The 17,176-nt window shown below is 67.5% G+C and carries 22 protein-coding genes; 3 read left to right on the top strand and 19 right to left on the bottom strand.

The window, feature by feature from the left end; genetic code table 11:
- Positions 1 to 283 precede the first annotated feature (283 nt).
- Positions 284 to 2,434: an MMPL family transporter gene (locus ACWEH3_RS03300; RefSeq protein ID WP_450015006.1), complete on the bottom strand. Its 2,151-nt coding sequence runs from the start codon at positions 2,432 to 2,434 to the stop codon at positions 284 to 286.
- A gap of 42 nt (positions 2,435 to 2,476) precedes the next feature.
- A complete protein-coding gene (locus tag ACWEH3_RS03305) occupies positions 2,477 to 2,956 on the bottom strand; it encodes an EXLDI protein (protein ID WP_450015005.1) in 480 nt (159 codons plus the stop codon).
- 282 nt (positions 2,957 to 3,238) lie between these two features.
- Between ACWEH3_RS03305 and ACWEH3_RS03310 the strand changes: the two genes are divergently transcribed.
- Entirely contained in the window at positions 3,239 to 4,144 is a 906-nt protein-coding gene (locus ACWEH3_RS03310; protein ID WP_450015004.1) for an NAD-dependent epimerase/dehydratase family protein, read from the top strand.
- On the opposite strand, the gene ACWEH3_RS03315 is transcribed toward ACWEH3_RS03310, so the two are convergent.
- The 12 genes from ACWEH3_RS03315 to rpsJ form a co-directional block, all read right to left on the bottom strand.
- Positions 4,134 to 4,946, bottom strand: a complete 813-nt coding sequence (locus ACWEH3_RS03315) for a phosphatase (protein WP_450015003.1) — start codon at positions 4,944 to 4,946, stop codon at positions 4,134 to 4,136. The two genes, ACWEH3_RS03310 and ACWEH3_RS03315, sit on opposite strands and share 11 nt — an antisense overlap.
- A gap of 219 nt (positions 4,947 to 5,165) precedes the next feature.
- Entirely contained in the window at positions 5,166 to 5,438 is a 273-nt protein-coding gene (gene rpsQ, locus ACWEH3_RS03320; protein WP_355076029.1) for a 30S ribosomal protein S17, read from the bottom strand.
- A complete protein-coding gene (gene rpmC / locus ACWEH3_RS03325) occupies positions 5,435 to 5,674 on the bottom strand; it encodes a 50S ribosomal protein L29 (RefSeq protein WP_040864843.1) in 240 nt (79 codons plus the stop codon). Before rpmC ends, rpsQ begins: the two co-directional genes overlap by 4 nt.
- Complete coding sequence (rplP, locus tag ACWEH3_RS03330; protein ID WP_040864842.1) at positions 5,674 to 6,090, bottom strand: 50S ribosomal protein L16; 417 nt, start codon at positions 6,088 to 6,090, stop codon at positions 5,674 to 5,676. Before rplP ends, rpmC begins: the two co-directional genes overlap by 1 nt.
- 3 nt (positions 6,091 to 6,093) lie before the next feature.
- Complete coding sequence (gene rpsC, locus ACWEH3_RS03335) at positions 6,094 to 6,888, bottom strand: 30S ribosomal protein S3 (RefSeq protein ID WP_039795445.1); 795 nt, start codon at positions 6,886 to 6,888, stop codon at positions 6,094 to 6,096.
- Positions 6,889 to 7,293: a 50S ribosomal protein L22 gene (gene rplV, locus ACWEH3_RS03340; RefSeq protein ID WP_039795443.1), complete on the bottom strand. Its 405-nt coding sequence runs from the start codon at positions 7,291 to 7,293 to the stop codon at positions 6,889 to 6,891.
- Positions 7,290 to 7,571, bottom strand: coding sequence for a 30S ribosomal protein S19 (gene rpsS, locus ACWEH3_RS03345; RefSeq protein WP_014981659.1), 282 nt, complete (start codon positions 7,569 to 7,571; stop codon positions 7,290 to 7,292). Before rpsS ends, rplV begins: the two co-directional genes overlap by 4 nt.
- Before the next feature lie 15 nt (positions 7,572 to 7,586).
- Positions 7,587 to 8,423, bottom strand: a complete 837-nt coding sequence (gene rplB, locus ACWEH3_RS03350; protein ID WP_039795441.1) for a 50S ribosomal protein L2 — start codon at positions 8,421 to 8,423, stop codon at positions 7,587 to 7,589.
- A 33-nt stretch (positions 8,424 to 8,456) separates the two neighbouring features.
- Positions 8,457 to 8,762 carry a 50S ribosomal protein L23 gene (rplW, locus tag ACWEH3_RS03355; RefSeq protein ID WP_011207266.1) on the bottom strand — a complete coding sequence of 102 codons (306 nt, stop codon included), beginning with the start codon at positions 8,760 to 8,762 and terminating at the stop codon, positions 8,457 to 8,459.
- Positions 8,759 to 9,433: a 50S ribosomal protein L4 gene (gene rplD, locus ACWEH3_RS03360; RefSeq protein WP_039795438.1), complete on the bottom strand. Its 675-nt coding sequence runs from the start codon at positions 9,431 to 9,433 to the stop codon at positions 8,759 to 8,761. The genes rplW and rplD overlap by 4 nt, the downstream gene beginning before the upstream one ends.
- Positions 9,430 to 10,095: a 50S ribosomal protein L3 gene (gene rplC / locus ACWEH3_RS03365; RefSeq protein ID WP_355076024.1), complete on the bottom strand. Its 666-nt coding sequence runs from the start codon at positions 10,093 to 10,095 to the stop codon at positions 9,430 to 9,432. Before rplC ends, rplD begins: the two co-directional genes overlap by 4 nt.
- Before the next feature lie 14 nt (positions 10,096 to 10,109).
- On the bottom strand, positions 10,110 to 10,415 hold the full coding sequence (gene rpsJ, locus ACWEH3_RS03370; protein WP_003938093.1) for a 30S ribosomal protein S10: 306 nt from the start codon (positions 10,413 to 10,415) through the stop codon (positions 10,110 to 10,112).
- Positions 10,416 to 10,848: 433 nt separating this feature from the next.
- Here rpsJ and ACWEH3_RS03375 point away from each other — a divergent pair, with 433 nt between their 5' ends.
- Positions 10,849 to 11,325 (top strand): hotdog fold domain-containing protein, encoded by a 477-nt coding sequence (locus ACWEH3_RS03375; protein WP_450015002.1) that lies wholly within the window; start codon positions 10,849 to 10,851, stop codon positions 11,323 to 11,325.
- On the opposite strand, the gene ACWEH3_RS03380 is transcribed toward ACWEH3_RS03375, so the two are convergent.
- The 3 genes from ACWEH3_RS03380 to ACWEH3_RS03390 are packed head-to-tail and all read right to left on the bottom strand — an operon-like array spanning position 11,312 to position 14,051.
- The gene (locus ACWEH3_RS03380; RefSeq protein ID WP_450015001.1) at positions 11,312 to 12,049 is read right to left on the bottom strand and encodes an ATP-binding cassette domain-containing protein; all 738 of its coding nucleotides are present in this window, start codon (positions 12,047 to 12,049) and stop codon (positions 11,312 to 11,314) included. The two genes, ACWEH3_RS03375 and ACWEH3_RS03380, sit on opposite strands and share 14 nt — an antisense overlap.
- Positions 12,050 to 12,091: 42 nt before the next feature.
- Positions 12,092 to 13,027 (bottom strand): lipase family alpha/beta hydrolase, encoded by a 936-nt coding sequence (locus ACWEH3_RS03385; protein ID WP_450015000.1) that lies wholly within the window; start codon positions 13,025 to 13,027, stop codon positions 12,092 to 12,094.
- A gap of 16 nt (positions 13,028 to 13,043) precedes the next feature.
- On the bottom strand, positions 13,044 to 14,051 hold the full coding sequence (locus tag ACWEH3_RS03390; RefSeq protein WP_450014999.1) for an alpha/beta hydrolase: 1,008 nt from the start codon (positions 14,049 to 14,051) through the stop codon (positions 13,044 to 13,046).
- Positions 14,052 to 14,285: 234 nt separating this feature from the next.
- Here ACWEH3_RS03390 and ACWEH3_RS03395 point away from each other — a divergent pair, with 234 nt between their 5' ends.
- The gene (locus tag ACWEH3_RS03395; RefSeq protein ID WP_450014998.1) at positions 14,286 to 15,482 is read left to right on the top strand and encodes a lycopene cyclase family protein; all 1,197 of its coding nucleotides are present in this window, start codon (positions 14,286 to 14,288) and stop codon (positions 15,480 to 15,482) included.
- A 31-nt stretch (positions 15,483 to 15,513) separates the two neighbouring features.
- Here ACWEH3_RS03395 and ACWEH3_RS03400 read toward each other — a convergent pair whose 3' ends face one another.
- Positions 15,514 to 16,392, bottom strand: a complete 879-nt coding sequence (locus tag ACWEH3_RS03400; RefSeq protein WP_450014997.1) for an ABC transporter permease — start codon at positions 16,390 to 16,392, stop codon at positions 15,514 to 15,516.
- Positions 16,389 to 17,174, bottom strand: coding sequence for an ABC transporter permease (locus ACWEH3_RS03405; protein ID WP_355076316.1), 786 nt, complete (start codon positions 17,172 to 17,174; stop codon positions 16,389 to 16,391). Before ACWEH3_RS03405 ends, ACWEH3_RS03400 begins: the two co-directional genes overlap by 4 nt.
- Positions 17,175 to 17,176: the final 2 nt, after the last annotated feature.

Genomic DNA, 17,176 nt, shown 5'->3' on the forward strand with positions numbered 1-17,176 from the left:
GAGAGAGCTGGACGAGAAGGGCGTCTGTCGGAGGTGGCGAGACTCCTGCGGCTGGGGCGGCGGCATCACCCGTGAGCGGCGGTTATATGGCCGCGTGGGCATGAGTATCGAGCGTGGCGGCACCGGACAAGGTCTGGACCGCACGCACGGAGTTTCCCGCGCCCGGTGACCGTCCGGTCACGACGTGCGTTCTTCGTGCGGAAAAGGCTGTGCGCCCGATGAATCGGGCGCACAGCTCTATTCCGGTTCACTCATCCGCGGTGTCCGCGAGTTCCGGTCCCGCTCAGCTCTCGCCGACCGAAGTCCCGACGACCTCGCGAGACTCCGGTCCAGAGCCATCGGGCTTCTCGTCCCCGTGCCCCGGCCACCACGCCTTGTGCCCGATGAGCGCCGTGAGCGCGGGCGTGAAGAACATCGCCATGACGAAGGCCGCGATCGCGATGCCCACCGAGATGGCGAAGCCCATCTGTGCGAGAACGTTGTTGCCCGCCAGCATCATCGATGCGAAGGTGCCTGCCAGGATCACCCCGGCCGCCGCGATGGTGGGACCGGTGTGCCGCACGGCCAGCGCCGCGGCCTGTTTCGGTTCGTTGCCCTCGCGCGCTTCTTCCCGCAACCGGGCGACCATGAGGATGTTGTAGTCGGTGCCCAGCGCGACCACGAACAGGTACATGATCACCGGCAGCGTGAAGATCAGGCCGGTCTCGCCCCGGAAGTGCTGGAACACCAGCACCGCGGCACCCAGCGTGGCGGCGAAGCCGAGGAACACCGAGGCCATCAGGTACCACGGCGCGACCAGGCTACGCAGCAGCAACCCCAGCACGATCATGATCAGGATCGCCGCCACCGGGAACACGATCGCGTAGTCACGCGCCATCGCCTCCTGGAAGTCGACGAAGACCGAGGTCAGACCACCGACGGCGGCGGTAGCACCGGCGGGCGCCGCGGAATGCGCGACATCGCGCAACGGTCCCTTGACGGTGTCCAGCGCGGCGTCCGACTCCGGCGCGGCGGAGAGCGTCACCGCGAAGTCGGCGATCGACTTGTCCGCGGACAACTTCGGCTCCCCCACCTGTCCCACTCCCGGCACCGCGGCCAGCGCGGCGCGGTAGGCGGCGAGTTGATCGACGGCCAATTCGCCACCGCCGGACTGCAACAGGACGTCCGAAGGCTGGGTCGTCCCCGCGGGCAGGCCCTTGACCAATTCCTTGCTGTAGACAACGGATTCGGCGGCCTCCGAAGTTTGGCCCGAGCTGAGGTCGAACGTGGGGTGGAAACCCAAGGCGAAGATCCCGAGCACGACCAGCAAACCGCCGGAGACCGCGGCGAACACAGCGGGCCGCCGGCCGAGCGCATTGCCGATCGCGGTGAATCGCGCGCCCTTCGGTTCGATGCGCCACGCCTTGGACGGCCAGAACACCTTGGTGCCCAGCAGCGAGACCACCGCCGGCACCAGCGTCAGCCCCGCCGCCAGCGCGACCGCCACCGCGATCGCCAGCGCCGGGCCCATGGCGCGGAACATGCCGAGCGTGGACAGCACCAGCGCCATGAACGCGATGATCACCGCGCCCGCCGCGGACGTGATCGCCTCACCCACCCGGGTGACGGCGTTGACCATGGCGGTCTTCGAATCCTCGCCCGCGCGCAACCGCTCGCGATAGCGGAACATCAGGAACAGGATGTAGTCGGTGCCGACACCGAACAGCACCACCACCAGAATGGCATTGATCGATGCGTCGATCTGCAAGTCGAAGGCTCTGGCCACCACGGCGATCAACCCACTCACCATGCTGGAGATCGCGCCGATCACGACGATCGGCAGCAACGCGATCACCGGGCTGCGGAAGATGACCAGCAACAGCACCAGGATCAGCACGACGGTGGCGATACCGACGATGGCCAGCCCCTTGTCGCCCGATTCCCGCTGATCCAGCATCTGCGCCGCCTGGCCGGTGATGCCCGCCTTCAGCTCGGTGTTCGCGACGCGCTCGGTCAGCTCCTTGCGCAGCGCCTTGACCGCGTCGCCTTGAGTGGTGTCGTTCGGATTCGTCACCTTCGTCATCTGCACCGCGATGATCTGGACCAGGCGGTTCTCCGACGGCGGCGTCGGTTGCATCCCGATGACGTCCTTGACCTGCGCGTCGCGCAGCTCATTGCCGATCGAGACGACCGAAGCGGCGTCCGCACCGGTCAACGGCGTGCCGTCCTTCCGGGCGAACACGATGATGGCCGCGGGAGCGGAGCTGTCCGGGAAAGCCTTCTGCTGCAATTCCAACGCCCGAATGGACTCGTAATGCGAAGGCAGAAAAGCTGATTGGTCTGTGGTGGATTTCAGTTCCGGCGCCGCGGCCACCACCGCGATGGCGAGCAGCACCCACAGGCCGATCACCTTCCACGGATTGTGGACGACCACGGCCCCCAGTCGTGCGAACATCTGCGAATAGATCCTTTCCGGATGTGGAAAAGCGGCGGTATCTCAGATCTGCAGGTCCTGCGAGTTCGGGTGCTCGGCCACGTCGACGACAGTCCGGTAGATGTGCTCCGGAATCCGGCCCCGCAACTCGGCGGGCGAGTCCACGATCTCCACCGTGTAGTCGCCCCACTCGCGCTCGCCGCTGCCGGGCCGCAGCAGCTCGCGCCAATTCTTCCATTCGGTCCAGTCGATCGCGACGGACATTTCGCGCCAGTCCGATTCCCGGCGGTGCACCACGAATTTGCCTTTCCGGCTCACGTAGACCCGCACCACGTTCATCCCGACCTTGCCGTATTCGCGGGATTCGCCGAGCAGTCTGCCGAAGAACCGCTGCTGACGCCCGCCGCCCGGACCCACGCGCAACACGATTTGGCGCAGGTCGTCCACGTCGCCCGGCTCGGCCGATTCCTTCACAATGGTGACGCCGCAGGCCTGCTTTTCGACAGTGTCCACGCCGCTCAGGTTGTTCGGATCAGTGGTCATGATTTCCCCGTTTCATAGATCAGTGCGCATGCGGGCATGCGTCTACCGTCGACCGGCCCACCCCGAATCCGCCTCTACCGGTACGGATTCGATGCTCCCAGAAAGTCCGGGCCGTCGTCTCACTATAAGTAGATGTATACGTATAGCGCAAGACCTGACCGCCTGCCCGGCCGACCTGGCGCGGCGAGCCTTCGCTCAGCTAATCGATCTGTTCCGCTTGCGCACCGCGCATCGCCTCTCCGCCCTCCGGCGATCGCATGGTTCAAGCCATACCATCACGGTGTGCGCGTTCTCGTCACCGGAGCGAACGGCTATCTGGGCCAGGCGGTCGTAAGACTGCTGGCTGGAGCCGGGCACGAGCCGATCGCGATGGTTCGCGACAGCGGTTCGCCTCCGCGGGTGACGACTCGCGTCGCCGACCTGCTGGATGAGGACGGGCTTCGGAAAGCTGTGGACGGCGTGGAGGCGGTGTGCCATCTCGGTGGGCTTACTCGGGCGCGCGAGTCGGCGGCCGATCCGCTCCGGTACTTCCGCGTCAATACCGGCGGGACCGTCGCATTGCTGGACGCCATGGCCGCTGCCGGAATATCGCGGCTCGTCTTCGCTTCGACCGGCTCGATATACGGAACTCCCGAACAACAGCCGATGACAGAGCGTCTACCCGACGCGCCCCCGCACCCGTACGCGGCGAGCAAGCTGGCCGCCGAGTGGGCGATCAGCGCGCAGGCGGGCACCGGTCGCTTGTCCGCTACCGTGCTGCGCTTGATGAACGTGGCCGGCGGCGCGGATCCCGATCCGACGCGCTTGATTCCCCGAGCATTCGCCGCCGCGAGGAATGGCTCGGCTCTGGAAGTCAACGGCGACGGCAGCGCTGTCCGCGACTATCTGCATATCGACGACGCCGCAGCGGCTTTCGTCGCGTGTATCGAGAACATGCCGCCGAAAGGCGAATTCAGGCGCTTTCTCATCGGCAGCGGCCGCGGCAGCAGCATTCTCGACGTCGTGGCCGCGGTCGAACGGCGGACCGGACGTCGAATTCAGCTGATCCATCGGCCACCGGCGCCGGAACCGGCCGCCCTGATCAGCGACCCGGCCAAGGCTATGGCCGAATTACTCTGGCGCCCAACGCAATCCGATCTGGAAACCATCGTGTGCGACACACGGCACCGGGGTGACCTCAGCCGGTAAGTCCGGCCTGGCCGAGCAGATAAGCGGTCAGCGGACCGTAGTAGTCGGGATGGACTCCGTCATCGAGGGGCACCGTGACCGCGATCTTCCCCTCCGCTTGCCCGGCGAACAGTGCGGGGTCGTTGCTGTCGGCGAATCCCACGGTCTCGATGCCCGCCTCCCCTGCCGCCCCGGCCCAGCCGTGGTCGGCGACGACCAGGTCGGGCCATTGGCCGGTTTCGGCCTCGCGCAACTCCCGCAGGGCCGCCCGCATCGGATGCGGATCATGAGTGTGCCGCAGCGTGCCGTCGGAGCCCAGCGCGGCAACTCCGGAGTTGTAGACGATCTCGCGATGCTGCGGGCCCCATGGCGTGGTGACCCGATAGGACCACCCGGCAGCCGGCACGAGCACCGCGCATCCTGCCGCACGTAACGCGTCCTCGACAGCGCGATAGACGCCCATGAGTGTGTCCGGATGCCCGGTCGCCAGGATCACCGTCTCCCGACGGCGAGCGGCGAGCCCGATCCGCGCTCCCATCGCGTCGAGCGCGTCGAGCGTCAGGTCGACGTCGATGGTGTCGGGACCCCGCACATGCCGCGGGTCGGGGCTGACCCCGCACAGACGCGCCATCATCTCCAGCGTCTCGGCGAAGGTCCAATCCTTCAGCGTCAGCCCGAACTGATAACCAGGGTCCTTCGACACCATCTTGCGATAGTTCGCGAGATTCCCCTCCCGAGGCGTCGCGACATCACCCGCTATCCGCGTTTTCAGCAGATGTTCCCGCAGCAGCGCTCGATCGTAGGTCTGGTCAGGTCGACTCACATTCCCCACCGCTCATCCTCCGCATCGGCCGTCGGCGCCACCTATCGCAGTTCCGGCCAGGCCAGGAGTCCGCCGGTTTGCTCGATCGCCACCCGCAACACGACAGTACCCATGCAGGATGGACGGCAAGGGAATTCCTCGGACGCGCCCGGATACGCCGAAGGCCCGCCTCCGAGAACGGAAAGCGAGCCTTCGGGTTTCACGCCGTGCCGGAGAGGCTTACTTGGCCTTCTCCAGGACCTCGACCAGACGCCAGCGCTTGGTGGCCGACAGCGGACGGGTCTCCATCAGCTGAACGCGGTCGCCGATACCTGCGACCTCGTTCTCGTCGTGCGCCTTCACCTTCGAGGTGGTGCGAATGATCTTGCCGTAGAGCGGGTGCCGGTTGCGGTCTTCCAGCTCGACGACGATCGTCTTGTTCATCTTGTCCGAGACAACGTAGCCGACCCGCACCTTGCGGGTGCCGCGCTGCCCTTCTGCTTTGTCGCTCATGCGGCATCTCCCTTGCCAGCGGGTCCGGTGGCCAGACCGAGCTCGCGCTCACGCATGACCGTGTAGATGCGCGCGATCTCGTGACGGACGACGCGCAGACGACGGTTGTTGTCCAGCTGACCCGTCGCCATCTGGAAGCGCAGGTTGAACAGCTCTTCCTTGGAGTCGCGCAGCTTGGCCACCAACTCCTCTTCGGTGAGCTCACGGAGCTCTGCGGCCGGTGTTCCGGTAGCCATCAGAACTGCTCCTCCCTGGTCACGATCCTGCACTTCATCGGGAGCTTGTGCATCGCGCGGCGCAGGGCCTCACGAGCGGTCTCCTCGTTCGGGTAGCTCATCTCGAACATCACGCGACCGGGCTTGACGTTCGCGACCCACCACTCCGGCGAACCCTTACCGGAACCCATGCGGGTCTCGGCGGGCTTCTTGGTCAGCGGGCGATCCGGGTAGATGTTGATCCAGATCTTGCCGCCACGGCGGATATGGCGAGTCATCGCGATACGCGCCGACTCGATCTGCCGGTTGGTGACGTACGCCGGCTCCAGCGCCTGGATGCCGAACTCGCCGAACGCCACCGAGGTGCCGCCCTTGGCCATACCGGAACGGCCCGGGTGGTGCTGCTTGCGGTGCTTCACCTTGCGAGGCATCAGCATGCGTCAGCCCTCCTGTGTCTCTGCCGGGGCGTCGGCCACCGCGGTGGCGGCGCGCCCGGCCTCGGTGCTGGTCGCGGTGGTGCCGGTGGAACCGGACCGACGCGGGCGGCTCGGCCGCTCCCGGCGCGGACGCTCGGGCGCGGCGGCAGCGGCGGCCAGCTCACGCTTGCCACCGACGATGTCGCCCTTGTAGATCCAGACCTTCACGCCGATGCGACCGAAGGTGGTCCTGGCCTCGTAGAGGCCGTAGTCGACGTCGGCGCGCAGCGTGTGCAGCGGCACCCGACCCTCGCGGTAGAACTCCGAGCGCGACATTTCGGCGCCGCCGAGGCGGCCCGAGCACTGCACACGGATGCCCTTGACGTTCGGCGAACGCATGGCCGACTGGATGGCCTTGCGCATCGCGCGACGGAACGCCACACGGTTGGACAGCTGCTCGGCGACGGCCTGAGCGACCAGCTGCGCATCCGACTCGGGGTTCTTCACCTCGAGGATGTTCAGCTGCACCTGCTTGCCGGTCAGCTTCTCCAGCTCGGCGCGGATGCGGTCGGCCTCGGCGCCGCGGCGGCCGATCACGATGCCCGGACGCGCGGTGTGGATGTCCACCCGCACGCGGTCACGGGTGCGCTCGATCTCGACCTTGGAGATGCCCGCCCGCTCCATGCCGGTGGCCAGCAGCTTGCGGATCGCGACGTCTTCCTTCACGTAGTCCGCGTACTGCTTGTCCGCGTACCAACGTGACTTCCAGTCGGTGGTGATACCGAGGCGGAAGCCGTGGGGGTTGATCTTCTGTCCCATTTACTTTGCCCCTCCCTTCCGGCGGTTACGAGTGGCTCCACCGGCGGTGGGGATGCTCTCGACCTCGATGGTGATGTGGCTGGTGCGCTTGCGGATGCGGAACGCACGGCCCTGGGCACGCGGCTGGAACCGCTTCAGGGTGGCACCCTCGTCGACGTAGGCCGTCGAGATGACCAGCGTGGCCGGGTTCAGGCCGAGGTTGTTCTCGGCGTTGGCCGCGGCGCTCGCGACGACCTTGGCGACCGGCTCGCTCGCGGCCTGGGGCGCGAACTTCAGCAGGGCGAGGGCGTCCTCGACGCGCTTGCCGCGGACCAGGTCCACGACACGGCGTGCCTTCATCGGGGTCACGCGAACGTGCTTGGCGGTCGCGCGCGCAGTCGGGTTCTGAGTCTCAGTCGTCGTCATCGCCGCTTGCTCTTCCGGTCTTCCTTGACGTGGCTCTTGAACGTCCTGGTCGGCGCGAACTCACCGAGCTTGTGCCCGACCATGTTGTCCGAGATGAACACCGGCACGTGCTTGCGGCCGTCGTGCACCGCGAACGTGTGACCGATGAAATCGGGGATGATGGTCGAACGACGCGACCAGGTCTTGATGACCTGCTTGGTGCCCTTCTCGTTCTGCACGTCCACCTTCGCGAGGAGGTGGTCGTCGACGAACGGGCCTTTCTTGAGGCTGCGTGGCATTTCTTACCTCCTCCTTCAGCGCTTCTTGCCGGTCTTGCGACGGCGGACGATGAGCTTGTCGCTCGGACGGTTGGGCTTGCGGGTGCGGCCTTCCGGCTGACCCCAGGGCGAGACCGGGTGGCGACCACCGGAGGTCTTGCCCTCACCACCACCATGCGGGTGGTCGACCGGGTTCATGACGACACCACGGACCGTGGGGCGGCGGCCCTTCCAGCGCATGCGGCCTGCCTTGCCCCAGTTGATGTTCGACTGCTCGGCGTTGCCGACCTCGCCGACGGTGGCGCGGCAGCGCACGTCGACGCGACGGATCTCACCGGAGGGCATACGCAGCGTGGCGTAGGGGCCTTCCTTACCCAGCAGCTGGATGCTCATGCCTGCCGAGCGGGCCAGCTTGGCGCCGCCGCCCGGACGCAGCTCCACCGCGTGGATGGTGGTACCGGTCGGGATGTTGCGCAGCGGCAGGTTGTTACCCGGCTTGATGTCGGCCGTCGGGCCGGACTCGATGCGGGTGCCCTGCGTCACGCCCTTGGGGGCGATGATGTAGCGCTTCTCGCCGTCCACGAAGTGCAGCAGCGCGATGTTCGCGGTGCGGTTCGGGTCGTACTCGATGTGCGCGACCTTGGCCGGGATCCCGTCCTTGTCCAGACGACGGAAGTCGATCAGACGGTAGGCGCGCTTGTGCCCGCCACCGCGGTGCCGGGTGGTGATCCGGCCGTGGGCGTTGCGGCCACCGGACTTGGTCAGCGGGCGCAGCAGCGACTTCTCCGGGGTCGACCGGGTGATCTCGGCGAAGTCCGAGACGCTGGAGCCGCGGCGGCCCGGCGTAGTCGGCTTGTACTTACGGATTGCCATGAGTTCTTCTCTGCTTTCTGGATTCCCGGGCGCTTACGCGACCGGGCCTCCGAAGATCTCGATGGGCTTGCTGTCGGCCGAGATGGTCACGAGCGCGCGCTTGGTGTTCTTGCGCTTGCCGTAACCGAAGCGGGTCCGCTTGCGCTTGCCCTGACGGTTGGCGGTGTTGACGCTGGTCACCTTCACACCGAAGACCTTCTCCACGGCGATCTTGATCTGCGTCTTGTTCGAGTCCGGGTGCACCAGGAAGGTGTAGGTGCCTTCCTCGATCAGTCCGTAGGACTTCTCGGAGATGACCGGCGCCAGCAGAATGTCGCGGGGGTCGGCGATGGTGGTCACTTGCTCTCCTCCTGTGCAGCCTCGGCCGGGCCGTGCACGAACGCGTTGAGCGCCTCGACGCTGAACACCACGTCGTCGCTGTTGAGCACGTCGTAGGTGTTGAGCTGGTCCGGGGCGATCGGGTGCACGTTCTGCAGGTTCGCCACGCTCTTCCACGCGGCGACGTCCTCGCGGCCGACCACGACCAGGAGCTTCTTGCGGTCCGACAGCTCGGCCAGGAAGCTCTTGGCGGTCTTGGTGGACGGGGTCTGGCCCGCCACCAGTTCGGTGATCACGTGGATGCGCTCGTTGCGCGCCCGGTCGGACAGGGCGCCACGCAGGGCGGCGACCTTCATCTTCTTGGGCAGGCGCTGGGTGTAGTCGCGCGGCTGCGGGCCGTGCACGGTGCCACCGCCGGTGAACTGCGGCGCGCGGGTCGAACCCTGGCGGGCGCGACCGGTGCCCTTCTGCCGGTACGGCTTCTTGCCGCCGCCGGAGACCTGGCCACGGGTCTTGGTCGCGTGCGTGCCCTGGCGGGCCGCGGCCTGCTGGGCCACGACGACCTGGTGCATCAGCGCGATGTTGGCGGTCACGTCGAAGATCTCCGCGGGGAGGTCGACGGTGCCGTTGGTCTTGCCGCCGATCTCCTTGACCGGCAGCGTCAGGTTGGCCTTCTTCTCGAGGCTCGTCATGCGTGCGCACCACCCTTCACGGCGCTCTTGACGATCACGACGCCGCCCTTGCGACCCGGGATCGCTCCCTTGATCAGCAGCAGGCCGTTCTCGGCGTCGACCTTGTGCACCGACAGGTTCTGCGTGGTGACGCGGTCGTTACCCATCCGGCCCGACATGCGCATGCCCTTGAACACGCGGCCGGGGGTGGCGCAGCCACCGATCGAACCCGGACGGCGGTGCACGGCCTGCGCACCGTGCGAGGCGCCCTGGCCACGGAAGCCGTGGCGCTTCATGGTGCCCGCGAAGCCCTTGCCCTTGCTGGTGCCGGTGACGTCGACGTAGCTGCCCTCTTCGAACACCTCGGCGCTGATCTCCTGGCCGACCTCGAAGGTGGAGGCGTCCGCGACGCGGATCTCGGCGACGTGGCGGCGCGGCGTGACACCGGCCTTGGTGAACTGGCCGGAGACCGGCTTGGTCACCTTGCGCGGATCGATGGCGCCGAAGGCGACCTGAACGGCGCTGTAGCCGTCGCGCTCCACGGTGCGGATCTGGGTGACGACGTTCGGCCCGGCCTTGATGACGGTCACGGGAACGACGCGGTTGTTGTCGTCGAAGACCTGGGTCATGCCGAGCTTGGTGCCCAGGATGCCGGCGGCCGGCCTGTTCTTGTTGTCAGTCATGTCTCGAGTCCCCGTCACTGAATGTTGACGTCGACGCTGGCCGGCAGGTCGATGCGCATGAGCGCGTCCACCGTCTTCGGCGTCGGGTCGAGGATGTCGATAAGGCGCTTGTGCGTGCGCATCTCGAAGTGCTCGCGCGAGTCCTTGTACTTGTGCGGCGAACGGATGACGCAGTACACGTTCTTCTCGGTCGGCAACGGCACCGGGCCGACGACGCGTGCCCCGGTGCGGGTCACCGTCTCCACGATCTTGCGCGCCGATGCGTCGATCGCCTCGTGGTCATAGGCCTTGAGCCTGATGCGGATCTTTTGTCCCGCCACGCTAAGTGTCCTTTTCTCCGCTTTCCTCGTGGTCCGGAAGCCCGGCTATACCAGTCCTCTGGACCACCCTCATTTGCACAGCCCGAACACACGAAGACGTCTCAGTGGAGACCCTGACCGGGCACGCCCGATCCTCGCCGCTGTTCATCTGTCATGGTTCTCCGGTACACGCGGTCGGGCGTGTCGCCCGCCCGCTCATTCCTCGGCCTCGGATCGCAATGCATCTCAGGCCTGGAACACTGTCCCGGACGTACCCACGCCAGAAACCCGGCGAGGTACTCGATGGGGTACTGCTCGCCCCGCCCGACCAGCTGTTTCACCTGGAAACAGACACGGCCCGGTGCAGGGCAACCCGAACAGTATGCACGACCCCCGCGAGTCACTTCAAATCGGTGGGGCTGGCCACGAACTTACTTTTGAGTAAGATACGCCCATGGCAAAAGAGACCGTGACCTATCGCGGCTGGAAAAAGCTGCCGGACAACCGGCTGGGGCATGCCCTGTTCTCGCTCGGGATGGTGGCGCGGGTGCCCTACTTCGGCACCGTGTTGCCGAACGTGGTCCGGCTCGAACCGGGGTTGTGCGAGGTCACGTCGCCGAAGTGGTTCGGCATCCACAACCACCTGGGCACCTTCCACGCGATCGCGGCGTGCAATCTGGCCGAGGTCGCGATGGGCATGCTCAGCGAGGCGACCGTGCCCGCGACGCACCGATGGATCCCCAAGGCGATGAACGTGCGATATCTGGCGAAAGCCGAGACCGGGCTGCGGGCCGTCGCGAAGCTGGCCGAGATCCCCGACTTCGCGAGCATCACCGAGGGGCGCGAGGTGGTGGTGCCGGTGTCGATCTACGACAAGCACGGCCTGGAAGTGGTGCACGCGGACATCACCACCTGGGTCACACCGAAGTAGTCGGGTTCCGCGAGCCGCGCGCGTCCGGTCCCGCGAAAGCCGTCCGAGGTTCGACCGGGGCCGGGACCGATGCGTCGCCCGCGACGAGTCGCCCCTGATCGAGGTGCAGGATGTTCTCCGCGCATCCGGCGAGATCGTCTGCGCGACAAGCCGAGACGACGATCGTCATGTCCTGGCGCGCGAGAGCTCGCAGCATTCCGGCCAGATAGCGACGCCCGTCGTGGTCCAAGTCGGCCATGGGGTTGTCCAGTACGAGTGCCGTCGTACCCGCGGCCAGCGCTCTGGCCAGGCCGAGCCACTTCTTATCACTCCGGGACAGACGGAGAACGGGCGTGCAAGCGGAGTCCGCCAAACGCGCGAGATGTATTGCCCGATCGACCAGTTCATCGGCCGCGTCCGCGCTGTGGCCCGCGATCTTCGCGGAGAACCGCACGATCTCCGCGACCGACCAGGTCTCGCTGCTCTCGTACACGTCGGGGACCCAGCCGACCCGGGAGCGGACCACCCATGGCTCTGCGCTCGGATCCGCGTCCTCCACGCGGAGCCACCCCCGGTGTGGCCGCAACCGACCGGCGAGCATCGACAACAGCGTCGTCTTGCCCGCGCCGTTCGGTCCGACGACCGCGGTGACCCGGCCCGCGGGGGCGCGGAAGGTCACGTCGTCGATCACCGCGACTCCGGCGAATTCGCGGCGCAGCCCGCTACAAGTAATGCCGAGACTCACCGAGGTTCTCCATCTTCGTGATCCGCTCCGGCCAGGATGCGCTCAGCAGGGCAACGTTCGCCGATCCCCGGCGAGCGCGGAGAGAACGGCGGCGGTGGCGCGTGCGTCTTCCAGCATGCCGCTGTGATCGGCCGCGTCGGTAGGGCATCCGTCCTGCAGCCACACGTTGCGGTGGGCTGGGTCGGGCGCGGCGAGCAGAGCGGTGTCCTGCGGCGTGATCACCTGGTCGGCGCGGGAGGCGATGGCCGTGTACCGGAGACCGGGCACGGTCTCGCCTCCCGCGTTCAGCCGGTTCAGCAGCGGTGACCCGACCACCTGCTGCCGGCCCGGAGTCCCGAAGACCTGGGCCGCGATCTGCGCGTCGCCCAGGCCGAGCGCGGCCAGGTCCGGATAGCTGCCGCGCAACCCGGCCCAGGTCGAGCCGCGATACGGCGTGCCGAGAGTCACCACTTGGGACACCGCCTCCGCGCCGCGGGCGCGCAGATACTGCCGGATCACGGTGCCGCCGGTGGAGTGGCCGACCAGCGCCACCCGGCTCGCGCCCGTCGTCTCCCGCACCGACCGCACGACTTCGGCGAGCTCGCCCGCCATTCGATCGATGTCGGCCACGCCGTATACGACACGCCCGAGCAGTGCGGCGCCGATCGGCCCGATGCCGGTGGAGCTGGAGCCGGTCTGCCCGCTCACCGCGTCGACGACACCCGGCGCGGCGCCGAGATTCGCGGCGAACACGCAGTGTCCCTCGGCCCGGATGGCCGGCGCGAGCAGGGGGAAGCTGCGGCCGATATCGGTGCCCGAGCCGTGCACGAGCACCACCGGCTCCGGTCGCGCCGGTGTGGGCAGGCAAGACCAGTCATTGGCGCCGTCCAGCGCCGGTGTCTCCGGGACGGCGGCCGCGGTCGGCGCATGGCACACCGCCACACAGGCAGCGGCCATCATGAGGCCGACGACGCGCGCGGCCCGAGTGCGAACAGTCATTTCGAATTCCCGCGGATCAGATTCCCAATGGAGCGGCCAGCGTCGGCCACGAATCCTTCAGCGCGTCCTCCCAATAGCCCCAGGAATGGGTGCCTTCCGGGCGGAAGTTGTATCGCGCGGGGATTCCGAGGCTGTCCAGCCGGTCTTTCATGTTGTGCGAGCAGTAATTGGTGGCCGCTTCGATCACACCGCCGACGACGAGCTGATTCGCGAAACCCCACGGACCGTTCAGCGAATATTTCCCGCCGTATCGGTCGTAGACGCCGGGCATGCCATTTCCACTGGCGATGTAGATGGATTTTCCACGCAATCCCTCCGCCTGCACGTAAGGATCATTGGCCACCCATTGCGGGTCGCCCGCGGGACCCCACATGTTGTCCAGTTCCGCGAGACCCCATTCCTCGACGGTCAGCCGGACGAACTCGCGGCCGACCGGATCGCTGGTCTGCGCGCAACCGCTGTAGGCGGCGACGCCGGAGTACAGGTCACCCGTGGTGGCGGCGAGCGCGAGCGTCGTGGTCCCCGACATCGAGAACCCCGCGAGGGCATTGCGCCCGCTGGTCCCGAGATACGAGTCGATCAGCGGAGGCAGTTCGCGGCTCAGGAAGGTCCGCCACTTCTGGCGCCCCAACCTGGCGTCGTCCTTCTCCCAGTCCGCGTAGTAGCTGAACATGCCGCCGATCGGCGTGACCACGTGCACGTTCTTGTCCGCGAGGAATTGCAGCGCATCGGTCTTCGTGGCCCAGGTGGAGCCGTCGATGCCACCCGCAGCGCCGAGCAGCAGATACAGCACCGGCCGCGGAACGCTGGTGTCCGCGGCGCGCTGCACTTCCACCGGAATATCGAGATCCATGGCGGCGGAATGCACCGTCAATGTCAGGTTCCGCGCACTGTGCTCCTGCACGGAAACAATAGAAGACTCCGCGGGCGCGGCCTTGGCCTGCACCGAAACCATTGCCGATGCGGCCGCAGCGCCTGCGACGACCGCCGACAGCAGCAACCGGCGGAGGTGGCTCCCTCTCATCACTCCCCTTATCCCGAATCCCGGAACGCCTCGCGTTCCGAGCTCAGGCTATGGTCTGTCCCGGGCCGATTCACGACTGAAGTTGCTGGGCCACCGATTCTGGGGGCATGCCCGTGCACCGGAATTCGCACCGTTTCGAACCGATCCGATTCCGAAATAGCGAGACCCGAATTCCTTGGGCTCGCGGGCGTGGAATAGTTGCGCTTCCGTCGGCCCACCGGATTGAATGCCCCTATGGGTGTCAGCGCGGACCGGGAAGTCGATGTGTGCGTGGTCGGGCTCGGTCCCACCGGACGGGCGCTCGCGCACCGCGCCATGATCGCGGGGCTGTCGGTGACCGCGATCGACCCCCGCCCCGAACGGCTGTGGCCGCCCACCTTCGCCTGCTGGGTGGACGAGCTGCCGCAATGGCTGCCGTCCACGGCTGTCGCGACGACCATCCCGGCGCCCAGAGTGTGGACGAAGACCGAGCATCGCATCGACCGTCCCTACTGCGTACTGTCCAAACCCGGCCTGCGCGCGGCGCTACCGCTCGATGACGCCACCGTCCTCGCGGGCCGCGCCACGCGGGTGGACGCGCACGAGGTCGAACTCGCCGACGGCACGACGCACCGGGCGGCGGCGGTGTTCGACACCCGTGGGCTGCCCCCACTGGGACGCCGCCGCGGGGCGAGCGCGCACGGCATCTTCGTCGACGCCGAGACGGCCGCGCCGATGATCGCCGAAGGCGAGGGCCTGCTGCTGGACTGGCGGCCGGAGAACGGCGCGGGCCCGGACGAGCCGCCGTCGTTCCTCTACGCGGTGCCGCTCGGCGACGGCACGGTGATCTTCGAGGAGACCAGTCTCGGCCTCCGGGGCGGCATGCCGCAGCACGAACTGCGCAAGCGCACACTCGCGCGCCTCGCGGCGCACGGCATCCGGCTCACCGGTGACGAACCGAGCGAGGCGGCGCACTATCCACTCGACCAGCCGCCGCCACGCACCGGCAAGGCGCGCGCGATTCCGTTCGGCTCGCGCGGCGGCATGATGCACCCGTGCACCGGGTACAGCGTCGCCGGCTCACTCGCGCTGGTCGACACCGCGATCACCGCGCTGCGGGAAGGCCGCGACCCCATCGCCGCGCTGTGGCCGCCGCGCGCACGGCTGGTGTATCGGATGCGGATGCGCGGCCTCTACGGCCTCGGCAGACTCACCACCGAGCAGTCCATCGCCATGTTCGACGCGTTCTTCAGCGCTACCCCGCGTGGTCAGCGCGCCCTGCTGTCCGCGCACGACGACTACACGGCGCTGGGCGCGGTGCTGTTCGGCACGGTCGCGCACACCTGGCCGTTCCGCTGGCGCTACGACCTGGTCGGCTGGGCCCATCGGAACCGCTGGCTGGACTACGGGTTCGCCGAACCGCGCGAAGACGCCGAACGCCGGGTCCGATGATCGGAACCCGGCGCACGGCGACGGCTGGTGGCTAGGGCCCCGTTTCCGCGGCCCGCCGGTATCCCCTGATCGCCGGGTAGGCGAAGACGACGATCATCCCGAGCGTCCAGGCGAGCGTCTCGAGCAGCGGGGCGGCGACCGCACCGCCGTAGGACAACCCGCGCATCGCATCGATCGCGCAACTCATCGGCTGATGCGCCACCACGTCCTGCAACCAGATCGGGTAGGCGAAAACCGGAACGAAACCCGAGTTGAAGAACATCAGCAAGGTGCTGATCATGCCGACGATATTCACCAGCATCACGCCCTCGGACACAGTGGCCAGCGCGGTGACCAGGACGGCGAACGCCACCCCGAACAGCACCGGGATGCCGATCAACGCCAGCGCCGCGACCGGTCCCTGCTCGAATCGGAAGCCGAGCAGCAGGCCGACCGCGACGACGAACACCGTCGTCACCAGGACACGGATCGCCTCGGCGAGCAGCCGCCCGGTGAATCCGGCCGCACGGTGCACCGGCATCGTCCAGAACCGGCCGAGCAGTCCGGTCATCTTCTCGGTCTTGAAGCCGAGGGCGCTGACCACCGCGCCGGACATCGCCGCGACCAACGTCAACAATGGGACCGTGCCGTACACGGCGGACATGCCGGTGGCCCCGGAGACGGGCTTGTTCAGCACGATGTAGAACATCACCAAGGTGAGCGCGGGGTACACCAGCGTCTGGATGGTCGTCGCCGGATCACGCGCCCAGACCAGCAGCAGCCGCTTGCACTGGATCAGGCTCTGCACCACCCAGGTGACCAGCGAGCCTTCCGGCCGCGTCCGGACGACGGGCAGGGGTTCGGCCGGGCGTCCCTCGAACACCTCGGTCTGCGGCGCGGTGCGCTCCACGGTCGATTCCACCGAACTCATGACCGCCTCACACTCGCCCAGATCGCCAACGGGGTGAACACCGCCGCCAGCCCGATCAACCACACCAGCGGAACCCACAGCACGTGCCAGGTCACGCCGTCGGCCGCCATGTCGCGCAGCGCGAAGGAGAACTGGGAGATCGGCTGATTGCGCACGAACGGGCGAATCCATTCCGGGAAGTTGCGTTCCGGCACGAACCCGCAGGAGAGCATGCCGAAGATCAGCGTCGGCAGCGTCAGCGCCTGACTCAGCGACTCCGGGCTCTTGGTCAGACTGCCGAGCCCGTCGGCGCCGACCGCGAGCACCGTGCCGACCGCGAGGGAGAACGCGCAGAACAGCACGGCCTGCCCGACGCCGGCGACGAAACGGAAACCGATCAGGTACCCGAACAGCACCGCGGCGGTGAGCGAGGTCACCGACCGGACCAGCCCGGCGCAGATGCGCGAGGTGAACGGCACCAGTGTGCCGATCGGCATGGTCTGCAGTCGGGTACTCAGGCCGGTCATCGCCTCGAAGGCGGCCAGCTGCGCGTTCGACATCATGGTGAAGGCCATGGTCTGCAACACGATGATCGGCATGACGTACTGGGCGTAGTCGACGCCCTGGATCTTCATCACGTAGCGCAACGGCAGATAGAAACCGAGGGTGAAGATCAGTGGCGTGACCGCGGCGACGATCAGCTCGCCCTTGGTCGCCATGGTGCGGACGATGCGGCCGGTCAGCGCGCGCCACTGCGCGAACGACGACAGCCGCGCCGCGGGCAACTCGGCGAACAGCGTCACCT

This window comes from Nocardia sp. NPDC004718 (genome assembly GCF_053601535.1).

What these genes read in the sequence shown, in the direction of transcription:
- ACWEH3_RS03300 (WP_450015006.1), bottom strand. Translation starts at nt 2,434, where the DNA reads ATGTTCGCACGACTGGGGGCCGTGGTCGTCCACAATCCGTGGAAGGTG.
- ACWEH3_RS03305 (WP_450015005.1), bottom strand. Translation starts at nt 2,956, where the DNA reads ATGACCACTGATCCGAACAACCTGAGCGGCGTGGACACTGTCGAAAAG.
- rpsQ (WP_355076029.1), bottom strand. Translation starts at nt 5,438, where the DNA reads ATGAGCGACAAAGCAGAAGGGCAGCGCGGCACCCGCAAGGTGCGGGTC.
- rpmC (WP_040864843.1), bottom strand. Translation starts at nt 5,674, where the DNA reads ATGGCTACCGGAACACCGGCCGCAGAGCTCCGTGAGCTCACCGAAGAG.
- rplP (WP_040864842.1), bottom strand. Translation starts at nt 6,090, where the DNA reads ATGCTGATGCCTCGCAAGGTGAAGCACCGCAAGCAGCACCACCCGGGC.
- rpsC (WP_039795445.1), bottom strand. Translation starts at nt 6,888, where the DNA reads ATGGGACAGAAGATCAACCCCCACGGCTTCCGCCTCGGTATCACCACC.
- rplV (WP_039795443.1), bottom strand. Translation starts at nt 7,293, where the DNA reads ATGACGACGACTGAGACTCAGAACCCGACTGCGCGCGCGACCGCCAAG.
- rpsS (WP_014981659.1), bottom strand. Translation starts at nt 7,571, where the DNA reads ATGCCACGCAGCCTCAAGAAAGGCCCGTTCGTCGACGACCACCTCCTC.
- rplB (WP_039795441.1), bottom strand. Translation starts at nt 8,423, where the DNA reads ATGGCAATCCGTAAGTACAAGCCGACTACGCCGGGCCGCCGCGGCTCC.
- rplD (WP_039795438.1), bottom strand. Translation starts at nt 9,433, where the DNA reads ATGACGAGCCTCGAGAAGAAGGCCAACCTGACGCTGCCGGTCAAGGAG.
- rplC (WP_355076024.1), bottom strand. Translation starts at nt 10,095, where the DNA reads ATGACTGACAACAAGAACAGGCCGGCCGCCGGCATCCTGGGCACCAAG.
- ACWEH3_RS03375 (WP_450015002.1), top strand. Translation starts at nt 10,849, where the DNA reads ATGGCAAAAGAGACCGTGACCTATCGCGGCTGGAAAAAGCTGCCGGAC.
- ACWEH3_RS03385 (WP_450015000.1), bottom strand. Translation starts at nt 13,027, where the DNA reads ATGACTGTTCGCACTCGGGCCGCGCGCGTCGTCGGCCTCATGATGGCC.
- ACWEH3_RS03390 (WP_450014999.1), bottom strand. Translation starts at nt 14,051, where the DNA reads ATGAGAGGGAGCCACCTCCGCCGGTTGCTGCTGTCGGCGGTCGTCGCA.
- ACWEH3_RS03395 (WP_450014998.1), top strand. Translation starts at nt 14,286, where the DNA reads ATGGGTGTCAGCGCGGACCGGGAAGTCGATGTGTGCGTGGTCGGGCTC.
- ACWEH3_RS03400 (WP_450014997.1), bottom strand. Translation starts at nt 16,392, where the DNA reads ATGAGTTCGGTGGAATCGACCGTGGAGCGCACCGCGCCGCAGACCGAG.